The following is a 10,047-nucleotide window of genomic DNA, read 5'->3' as shown; positions in this document are numbered from 1 at the left end:
GCGACCCGGCATACCCCGTCCCACAGGTTCGCCAAGGCCTTGCGGAGGGTCACGTCCGCGAGACGTCGGGGCGCCGGGCCGCGCAAACGGTCGTTCACGCGCTCGTCGAAAATGACGTGGGAAACAACCGAATTCGTCAGTTTCTTGCAGTCGGCTGAAAGAACCCGACAAGCCTCTGACCTGTACTGATGGGTTGTGAGGAGTTTCACGAGCGCGAAAGGGGTCTCCGGTTTCCCGGCCCTCTGACGCGGGTCTACCGTGGCAAGATCAGCGCGACCACCATGTGGACACCTCCAGGTGCCGCAGGGCGGCGCACAACCTCACTGATCCGGTGGCGAGCCGAGCAACAGGCACCGGGCGAAAGGGACGGCCGAGCAATGACGATCGAGTCGACGGAACCCGCCAAGGCGGACAACCCCAACACCGAGAGGGCGGGCGGCACGACGCACGCCCGCCTCCAGCAGTGGGTGGACGAGGTGGCCGCCCTGACCACCCCCGACCGCATCGAGTGGGTCACCGGCTCCGACGCCGAGTGGACGCGACTGACCGACAAGCTCGTCGAGGCCGGTACCTTCGTGCGCCTCAACGAGGAGAAGAAGCCGAACTCCTTCTACGCCGCCTCCGACCCGACCGACGTGGCCCGGGTCGAGGACCGCACCTACATCTGCTCCGTCGACGAGAAGGACGCCGGGCCCACCAACAACTGGATGGACCCGAACGAGATGAAGGCCATCATGCGCGACCTCTACAAGGGGTGCATGAAGGGCCGGACGATGTACGTCATCCCCTTCGTGATGGGCCACCTGAACGCCGAGAACCCGATGTTCGGCGTGGAGATCACCGACTCCGAGTACGTCGTGGTCTCCATGCGCGTGATGGCCCGCTGCGGCGTCAACGTGCTGCGCCGGATCGAGGAGCTCGGCGAGGACGCCAACTACGTCCCCGCCCTGCACTCCCTCGGCGCCCCGCTCGAGGCCGGCCAGCAGGACGTCAAGTGGCCGTGCAGCGACACCAAGTACATCGTGCAGTTCCCCGAAGAGCGCGCCATCTGGTCCTACGGCTCGGGCTATGGCGGCAACGCGCTCCTGGGCAAGAAGTGCTACAGCCTCCGCATCGCCTCGGTCATGGCGCGCGACGAGGGCTGGCTCGCCGAGCACATGCTCATCCTCAAGCTCACGTCCCCGGAGCAGCAGACCTACTACATCGCCGCGGCCTTCCCGAGCGCCTGCGGCAAGACCAACCTCGCGATGCTCAAGCCGACCATCCCCGGCTGGAAGGTCGAGACCCTCGGCGACGACATCGCCTGGATGCGCTTCGGTGAGGACGGCCGGCTGTATGCCGTGAACCCCGAGTTCGGGTTCTTCGGCGTGGCCCCCGGCACCAACGAGAAGACCAACCCGTACGCGATGGAGACCATCGCCAAGGGCAACTCGGTCTTCACCAACGTGGCCCTGACCGACGACGGCGACATCTGGTGGGAGGGCATGGAGAACAAGCCGGCCCACGCCACCGACTGGAAGGGCCAGGACTGGACGCCCGAGTCCGAGCAGCTCTCCAGCCACCCGAACAGCCGCTACTGCACCCCGATCGAGCAGTGCCCGATCCTTGCGGACGAGTACAACGACCCCAAGGGTGTGCCGATCTCGGCGATCTTCTTCGGTGGCCGCCGCGCCTCGACCATCCCGCTGGTCACCGAGTCCCGTGACTGGGTGCACGGCACCTTCATGGGCGCGACGCTCTCCTCGGAGACCACGGCCGCCGCCACCGGCGCCGTGGGCGTCGTCCGGCGCGACCCGATGGCCATGCTGCCGTTCATCGGCTACAACGCCGGCGACTACTTCCAGCACTGGATCAACGTGGGCAAGGACGCCGACGCGCACAAGCTGCCGAAGATCTTCTACGTGAACTGGTTCCGCCGCGACGAGGACGGCAACTTCGTCTGGCCCGGCTTCGGCGAGAACAGCCGCGTCCTGAAGTGGGCCATCGAGCGCATCGAGGGCAAGGCGGCCGCCGTCGAGACCCCGATCGGCCACGTGCCGACCCCGGAGGCCATCGACACCGACGGCCTCGACATGGACGCCGAGGAGCTGCGCAAGGCCCTCGAGGTCGACGTCGAGGACTGGAAGGCCGAGATCCCGCAGATCGAGGAGTGGTTCGCCAAGTTCGGCGACAACCTGCCGACCCAGCTGCGGGTCGAGCTCGACGGCCTCAAGGCGCGCCTCGGCGTGCACTGACCGACCCCGGTGTGCCGCGTGCGCGGCACACCCAGGAAGGCCCGGGACCAGTCTGGTCCCGGGCCTTGCTGTTTCCCCCGTCAGGTGCTCCGTCTCCCGCAGCGGTAGGGCTCGCGCTTCCACCACGATCGCGCGTTCCACGCCGCTGCGCGGGGCGTTTCGCCAGATCCGCAATACTGCGGACCATGGCGCCGAGCACCGGAGTGGTCTTTCCCGAGGTCGACGGCAAGCGCAGCACCTCCGCGCTGGGGCGGGCAGTCGTCGCCGACGCCCTGCGCGGCACGGACCAGGTGGGCGCGCAGGCCGCCGAGCGCGAGACGAACTGGCGTCAGGGCTACCTCACGCACTTCCGCCGGCTGGTCGAGGCGGGCCTGCTGTCCGACGACGCGGCGGCGACGATCGCCCGATCGGGTCTCGACTCGCTGCACCGACGCATGCGCGCCACCACGGCGACCGGCGACGTGCCGGTGGGCGAGGTCTTCGCCCGGGCCACCGTCGACCGGCCGCTGGAGACCGTGACCGTGCGTGGAACGGGCGCCCGAGCCCGCGAGCTGTCCGTGCCGTTCCACGGAGACCGGCTGCGCGGCGACGCGCTCCAGCGGCAGCTGGACCGGTGGACGGCCGCAGGGTCGATGGAGCCCTCGGCCGCGGAGGCGGTGCGCGAGGTCGCCGCGAACCCCGACTGGCTCGGCCTCGAGGGTGAGAGCCTCGTCGTGCTGGGCGCCGGCGCCGAGATGGGGCCACTGCGGGCGGTGCTGTCGTGGGGCGGTGACGTGGTGGCCGTCGACCTCCCCCGGCCCGAGGTGTGGCGGAGGGTCCTGGAGACCGCCCGGGGCTCCGCGGGGACCCTGCGCATCCCCGTCCCCGTCGGCTCGGGAGTCGACGACGAGCGGCTGGCCGACCACGCCGGCGCCGACCTCGTGCACGACCTGCCGACGATCGCCGACTGGCTGGGCGGGACCGAGGGACGGCTCGTGCTCGGCAACTACGTGTATGCCGACGGCGCGACGAACGTGCGGGTCTCCACCGCCGTCGACGTCCTCAGCCGGGAGCTCCTCCGCACGCGCCACGACGTCGCGCTGGCCTTCCTCGCCACCCCCACGGACGTGTTCGCGGTGCCGGCCGAGGCCGTGGAGTCCTCGACCCGCGCGTACCGGGGCCCCTCGGCCGCCATGCGCCTCGCCCGCCCGGCCCTGCGCACCGTCAGCGGTGGCCGGCTGCTCCGCCGCAACTACGCCCCCGGCTCCGACCCCGGGCTCAACGACAGTCTCGTCCCCCAGCAGGGGCCCAACTACGCCCTCGCCAAGCGACTCCAGCGGTGGCGGGCGACCGCCGCCCGTCAGGACGGCGTCACCGTGTCGCTCAACGTGGCGCCCCCGACCCGCACCCGCTCGGTCGTCAAGAACCGCGCGCTCGCCTCCGCCTACGCCGGGGCCCACCGGTTCGGGATCGAGGTTTTCGAGCCCGCGACGAGCAACACCCTCATGGCCGCCCTGCTCGTCCACGACCTGTGCTCGGGCCGGAAGCCGGACCCCTCGCCCTGGCGGGAGGAGGCGCACGGCGCGGTCCACGGCGGGCTCTGGCGCACGGCATACTCCCCGCGCAGCGCGCTGGGACTCGCCGTCGTCCTCGGGCTGGGCTCAGCACGCGCATAGCGCGCAGGCGGCCACCGTCGGCGCGCACTCCCGGCGTCGACACGCGGGCCGGACGCCGCTCGCGTCAGTGCTGGACGAGGGTGAAGGCCCCGCCCCCATCCTCGAAGTACACGATCCCGGTCCAGTCCCAGCCATCCACCTGGCCGTGGCAGACCGTGACCGCGCCCTGGTCCACGGGGGAGGAGTCGGGGCAGGTCACGTCGTCGACGAAGCTGCCGTCGTCCTCGAGCAGCCGGGTCAGCTCGTGCTGGAGCGCCGATGCCGTCGTCGAGCCGTTCACCGGCTGCACGTCGCCGGTCAGCACCCAGGACGGGGCCAGCTCGGACCCCACGAACGTGGCGATGCCCAGACCGAGGACGCCGAGCAGCGCCAGCGCCGCCATGATCACCGCCGCGATGGCGAGGCCGTCGCGCCGCCGGGGCTCGTACATCGGCTGGGGGTGGTGCCACGCCGGGACGGGCGCCGGGTAGGAGCCGTACGCGCCGCCCATGGGGGGTGGGGGCGACGGGACACCGGGCATGCCGGCGGGCATGGCGGGCAGGGCACCACCGGGCGGGTGGAGGGGTGTGGACACGGACGGGCTCCCTCGGTCGGTCTGCCGGCACACTGTGGCAGAACGCGACCTCCCAGAGGTGGAGAACCCGCACGGCCGCGCCCCGGGTTGTCCGGTGGGTTGTCGGATGGGCTGTCGGGCGGGCTGTCGGGCGCGTGAGGGCGCACCCGGTCCGCCGTGCGAGAGCGGAGGACTGCGGTGGTACGTGGTCAGCGGTGGAGCGAGGCGCTGGGCGCGCCGGGTCAGGGCTTGGCCGCCGCCTTGACCGCCAGGACGGCGCAGGGAGCGTCGAGCAACACCTGCTGGGCGGTGCTGCCCATGAAGAGCTTCCCCACTGGCGAGCGGCGACGCAGGCCGATGACGATCAGGTCGACCTCGCGCTCCCCCGCGACGCGGAGGATCTCCTCGGCGGCGGTGAGCCCCGAGGTGGGCTGCAGCACCTCGTGCTGCAGCCCGGCCTCGGTCAGCTCCTTCTCGATCGCCTCGAGGTCCTCGGCCTTGGCGAAGCTGGGCTTCGCGTAGTTGCCGGACTCACCGGTGTTGACGACCACCAGGGGCACTCCCCGCAGCACCGCCTCGTCCTTGGCCCGCTCGAAGGCGGCCACCCCCTCGGGCGAGGGGATGTAGCCGACGAGGATGGTCTGGCTCATCCCGCCTCCTCCGGAGAGAGCTTCTTGGCACCGGTCATGATCGCCACGCCCTCGCCCATGTCATGGGACTGCGGGGTGATGACCCCCGCCCGGGCCCCGAGCCGCTGGATGTGGATGCGGTCGGCGACCTCCCAGACGTGGGGCATGTTGTGGCTGATGAGGATGATCGACAGGCCCTTGTCGCGCAGCTGCTTGATCATGTCCAGGACCATCCCGGACTCCTTCACGCCGAGGGCGGCGGTGGGCTCGTCGAGGACGACCACCGTGCTCCCGAACGCCGCGGCGCGGGCGACCGCGACGGCCTGGCGCTGACCGCCGGAGAGCGTCTCGACGGCCTGGCTCATGTTCTGGATGGTCTGGATGCCGAGGTTCTGGACCGACTCCCCGGCCCGCTTCTCCATGCCCTTCTTGTCGAGCATCCGGAACACCGAGCCGAGCGGCCCCTTGCGACGCTCCTCCCGGGCGAGGTACAGGTTGCTCGCGATGTCGAGGGCAGGGATGACCGCCAGCTGCTGGTAGACGGTCTCGATGCCGGCGTCGCGGGCATCCTGCGGCTTCTTGAAGTGCACGGGCCGCCCGTTCATCGTGATCTCACCGGAGTCCGCGACGTAGGCGCCGGTGAGGCACTTGATGAGGGTCGACTTGCCGGCACCGTTGTCACCGATGACCGCGAGGACCTCACCGGGGTAGAGGTCGAGGTCGACCCCGTCGAGGCCGACGACACGGCCGAAGGTGATGACGAGCTTGCGGGCGGACAGGATGGGGTCCTTGCCGTAGATGTCTTCCTTGCCGGTCGGGACGCCCCCGTGGGCGACGTGCAGCGTGGACGCGGTCATGCCTTCACCTTCCTGATCCACTGGTCGACGGCGACGGCCACGATGACGAGGACGCCGGTCGCGAGGACGCGCCACTGCTGGTCGACACCCATCTGGGAGAGCCCGAACTGCAGGGTCTGGACGATGAGCGCACCGATGAGCGTGCCGATGAGCCGGCCCCGGCCGCCGAACAGGCTGGTGCCACCGATGACCACGGCGGTGATGCTCTGCAGGTTGGCGTCCGGGACGGCGTTGGGCGTCGCGGCCCCGGCGCGCCCGATGAGGACCCAGGCGGCGAGGCCGTAGATGAGCCCGGCGACCGTGTAGACGGCCAGCAGGATGCGCTTGCTGGGCACGCCCGAGAGGCGAGCCGACTCCGGGTCGTCACCGACGGCGTACACGTAGCGGCCCCAGGCCGTCTGGGACAGGACGAACCCCACGACCGCGTAGATGAGGACCACGACGACGATGCCCCAGGTGAGACTGAGGCCGCCGATCGTGAAGCCCTCGCCCAGGAAGTTCAACAGGGCGGGCAGGTGGTCCGCCTGGATGCTCGCGCCACCGGAGTAGAGCAGGGCGATGGCCGTGAAGATGCTCAGCGTGCCCAGCGTGACGATGAACGGCGGCAGGTTGATCCGGGTCACCAGGAGGCCGTTGAGGGCGCCGGCACCCGTGGCGAGCAGGACGCCGATGGCCAGGGCGAGGAACCCCGGCATGCCGTCGTCCCTGGCGAGGGAGGCCATCACCATCATCGACAGCACCATGATCGCGCCGACCGACAGGTCGATGCCGGCCGTGAGGATGACGAGCGTCTGCCCCACCGCAAGGGCCGCGACGACCGCGGTCTGCTGCAGCAGGATGCCCATGGAGTTGGCGGTGAGGAAGGTCGGCGTCGCGATGAAGAAGGCGACGAAGGCGACGAAGAGCAGGAAGAGCGGGCTCAGCCACGGCCTCCGGTGCAGCTGGTGCTGCACCTTCTGGAGGGGCGACTGCTGCCGCCGGGCGAACTCGGCGGCAGCAGCGGAGCTGGTGGTCGTGGTGCTCATGGGAATCAGTTGCCCCAGCAGAGCTTGGCGCTCTCGGCCGAGGTGATGCTCTCGACGCCCTCGACGGGCTTGTCGGTCACCAGCGCGACACCCGTGTTCTTGAAGGCGAGGCCGGGGTCGGGCGTCGGCTTCTCGCCGCCGCGGGCGACCTTGGCGATCGCCTCCATGCCCTGCGTGGCCATCTTCAGGGGGTACTGCTGCGCGGTCGCACCGATCACCCCGTTCTTCACGCTGGCGACGCCGGCGCAGCCGCCGTCGACCGACACGATCGTCGCGGTCTTGCCCGCGGCCTTGAGCGCCGCGTTGGCGCCGACGGCGGTGGGCTCGTTGATCGTGTAGACGAGGTTGATGTTCGGGTTCTTGGCGAGGCACTTCTCCATCGCGGTGCGGCCGCCGTCCTCGGCGCCGTTCCCGGCCTCGTTGCAGACGATGGTGTAGTCGCCGCCCTTGCCGCCGGTGTACTTGCCGGTCTTGGCCTCGTCACCGTTCTTCTTGGGGTCGTTGACCGGGATGCCCATGCCCTCGAGGAAGCCCTGGTCGCGGTCGTAGTCGACCGAGACGATCTTGTCGCTGAACAGGTCGAGCAGGGCGATGACGGCCGGTTTGCCGTCGAGCGTGGCGGCCGCCCACTGGCCGTCGAGCTTGCCCGCCTCCCGGTTGTCCGTGGCGAAGGTGATGTCGACGGTGTCGGCCGGGTCCGGCGGGGTGTCGAGGGCGATCACGTACAGGCCCGCGTCGCGGGCCTTCTTGATCGCGGCGTTGACGCCGGTGCTCATCGGGGTGATGAGGATGCCCTTGTCGCCGCGGGCGATGGCGTCCTCGATCGCCGTGATCTGGCCCTGGTCGTCGCCCTCCTGCTTGCCCGAGGCGACGGTCAGCTTGACGTTGTTCTTCGCCGCGTCGGCCTTGGCGCCCTCCTGCATGGCGACGAAGAACGGGTTGGTCGAGTCCTTGGTGATGAGGACGACGCCTACCGGCGACTCGCCCCCGCCGCCGGCCGAGTCGGAGGACGAGCCCCGGTTGCAGGCCGCCACCCCCACGGCCGTCGAGAGGGCCGCGACGGTGGCGATCCCTGCGCGCAACGTGCGCCGGCCGAGGAGGGCCTTCGCAGGTGCGGTGTGCTGTGCGTGAGCCATGGCTGACTCCCTTCCCGGGGTAACCCCCTGTGACAACGTTGTCGTTAACTTGTATAGACCGCCTCTTGGCACAGAGTCAAGACTCCTGTACAAACTGACACGTGAATGCGACATCGTTGTCAAAGGCCTCGGCCCGACGCCCGCGCGCGACCATGCGGGACGTCGCTGCACTTGCCGGGGTGAGCCTGAAGACGGTGTCGCGGGTGGTCAACGCCGAGGCCGGCGTCTCCACGGACGTGCGCACGCGGGTCGAGCGGGCCATCGGCCAGCTCGGCTACCAGCACAACCTGGCCGCGAGCAACCTGCGCCGGGCGAACGCGCGCACGGGGACGGTCGGCGTCCTGCTCCAGGACGTCAGCAACAGCTTCTCGGCCAGCCTGCTGCGCTCCCTCGAGGACGCTGCCCGTGCGCGCGACGTCGCGATCCTCGCGTCCAGCCTCGACGAGGAGGCCGAGCGTGAGCGCACCCTCGTCGGCAGCCTCGTGCGCCGCCGGGTCGACGGTCTGGTGCTCATGCCCGCCACCCACGTGCAGGACTACCTTGCCGACGAGCTGCGCAGCGGGCTTCCGGTGGTCTTCGTCGACCGCACCCCCCACGGCATCGACGCCGACTCGGTGACCGTCGACAACCGGGGTGGCGCCGTGACCGGGACGGCCCACCTCATCGACCAGGGCCATCGGCGCATCGCCTACCTCGGCGACCTCCCGACGATCGAGACCGCCGCCGCCCGTCTCGCCGGGTTCCGGCAGGCGCATGCTGCTGCCGGCCTCGAGGTCGACCCGCGCCTCGAGGTCTCCGGCCTCCGCTCCGAGGAGGCGGCCCGGGCCTCGGTCACGGCACTGCTCGCTCTCGACGAGCCACCCACGGCGCTCTTCGCGGCACGCAACTCCCTTGCCATCGGCGCGGTCCAGGCGCTGCGAGCCCAGGGCCGCACCCGCGACATCGCCCTGGTCGGCTTCGACGACTTCCCGCTGGCCGACGTGCTCGACCCGGCACTGACGGTCCTGCGCCAGAACGTGCGCCGGATCGGTGCCGAGGTGGCACGGATGCTCTTCGCCCGGCTGGACGGCGACGACTCGCCGCCGCGGCACGTGGTGATCGAGCCGGTGCTCGTGGTCCGCGGCTCGGGTGAGATCAAGCCCTAGTCCGCGCCGCCAGGAGGCGTTGCGAGGCGAGGGGGCGCACCGACGACCGGCAGGGCGGAAGCACGAGATCCGTTGCGCCAGAGTCGGATGCCGTCGTGCCGGCCCGGCGGACGGGTCGCCGGATGGAGGCGAGGAGGCGACGCGTCATGTCGTCGTCGCCCCGGCTCCCGGGTCCGCCTGCTGGCCGTCGGGGAGCTGACCTCCGGGCAGCCGGCCACCTTGTCCCTGCTGGTCGCCGGGGAGCTGACCTCCGGGCAGCTGGCCGCCTTGGCCCAGTTGGCTGCCGGGGGGCTGACCTCCGGGAAGCTGCTGACCGCCCGGGCCGCCCTGTCCTCCCGGTCCTCCCGGCTGGAACTGGCCACCACCGGGCACACCCCTGCCGTCGGCCACACCCGACGACCCCGCCGGCAGAGCGGCAGCGGCGCCGATCGCGCCGACCGTGGAGAACCCGATGGCCAGGGCAGCCGCGATGGCCGTCTTCTTGCCCGACCAGGCGGGCGGCGCCAGCGCCGGCGCGGTCTGGGCGGGCTCCGTTTCCTGCGGGAGCGCCACGCCCTCAGGCGGGTGGCCGTCCTCGGCCTGAGGGTCGGGGGACTGCTGCGCCGCCTGGCGGGACTGCTGCTGCGGCGGCTGCCGCCTCGGCATGGTCAGGGCGCGCGCCCAGGGCAGCGGCGCGGTGTGCTGCGCCGACTCGGCCTGCTCCGGCGTCTGCGGTGGGGTGGTCATGGTGCCTCCGTCCGTGGTCGTGTGGGAGCAGGCTGGCCGCGCACCCTGTGCAGGCCCTGTGGCAGGGGTGTCGAGCCGCTGAGGCCA

Annotated in this window: 9 protein-coding genes; 3 read left to right on the top strand and 6 right to left on the bottom strand. The window is 71.1% G+C overall.

From position 1 onward, the window contains the following. The first annotated feature begins 377 nt into the window (after positions 1-377). Both VIB11_RS08530 and VIB11_RS08525 read left to right on the top strand, forming a co-directional pair. Positions 378-2,234, top strand: coding sequence for a phosphoenolpyruvate carboxykinase (GTP) (locus tag VIB11_RS08530; protein ID WP_332030265.1), 1,857 nt, complete (start codon positions 378-380; stop codon positions 2,232-2,234). A 185-nt stretch (positions 2,235-2,419) separates the two neighbouring features. Further along, positions 2,420-3,889 (top strand): hypothetical protein, encoded by a 1,470-nt coding sequence (locus VIB11_RS08525; protein WP_332030263.1) that lies wholly within the window; start codon positions 2,420-2,422, stop codon positions 3,887-3,889. A 64-nt stretch (positions 3,890-3,953) separates the two neighbouring features. On the opposite strand, the gene VIB11_RS08520 is transcribed toward VIB11_RS08525, so the two are convergent. The 5 genes from VIB11_RS08520 to VIB11_RS08500 form a co-directional block, all read right to left on the bottom strand. Further along, the gene (locus VIB11_RS08520; protein ID WP_332030261.1) at positions 3,954-4,463 is read right to left on the bottom strand and encodes a hypothetical protein; all 510 of its coding nucleotides are present in this window, start codon (positions 4,461-4,463) and stop codon (positions 3,954-3,956) included. A gap of 221 nt (positions 4,464-4,684) precedes the next feature. Continuing rightward, the gene (locus tag VIB11_RS08515) at positions 4,685-5,092 is read right to left on the bottom strand and encodes a universal stress protein (protein WP_332030259.1); all 408 of its coding nucleotides are present in this window, start codon (positions 5,090-5,092) and stop codon (positions 4,685-4,687) included. Continuing rightward, on the bottom strand, positions 5,089-5,928 hold the full coding sequence (locus VIB11_RS08510; RefSeq protein WP_332030257.1) for an ATP-binding cassette domain-containing protein: 840 nt from the start codon (positions 5,926-5,928) through the stop codon (positions 5,089-5,091). Before VIB11_RS08510 ends, VIB11_RS08515 begins: the two co-directional genes overlap by 4 nt. After that, a complete protein-coding gene (locus VIB11_RS08505) occupies positions 5,925-6,953 on the bottom strand; it encodes an ABC transporter permease (protein WP_332030255.1) in 1,029 nt (342 codons plus the stop codon). The genes VIB11_RS08510 and VIB11_RS08505 overlap by 4 nt, the downstream gene beginning before the upstream one ends. Positions 6,954-6,958: 5 nt before the next feature. Further along, positions 6,959-8,089 (bottom strand): substrate-binding domain-containing protein, encoded by a 1,131-nt coding sequence (locus tag VIB11_RS08500; RefSeq protein WP_332030253.1) that lies wholly within the window; start codon positions 8,087-8,089, stop codon positions 6,959-6,961. Between the two features lie 152 nt (positions 8,090-8,241). Here VIB11_RS08500 and VIB11_RS08495 point away from each other — a divergent pair, with 152 nt between their 5' ends. Beyond that, on the top strand, positions 8,242-9,234 hold the full coding sequence (locus VIB11_RS08495) for a LacI family DNA-binding transcriptional regulator (protein WP_332030251.1): 993 nt from the start codon (positions 8,242-8,244) through the stop codon (positions 9,232-9,234). A 144-nt stretch (positions 9,235-9,378) separates the two neighbouring features. On the opposite strand, the gene VIB11_RS08490 is transcribed toward VIB11_RS08495, so the two are convergent. After that, positions 9,379-9,960, bottom strand: a complete 582-nt coding sequence (locus VIB11_RS08490; protein ID WP_332030249.1) for a hypothetical protein — start codon at positions 9,958-9,960, stop codon at positions 9,379-9,381. Positions 9,961-10,047 lie beyond the last annotated feature (87 nt).

The organism is Pedococcus sp., from assembly GCF_036554925.1.
GTDB lineage: Bacteria > Actinomycetota > Actinomycetes > Actinomycetales > Dermatophilaceae > Pedococcus_A.
Note: the sequence above shows the minus strand (reverse complement) of the source record. Positions and strands in the feature narration are given on the sequence as shown.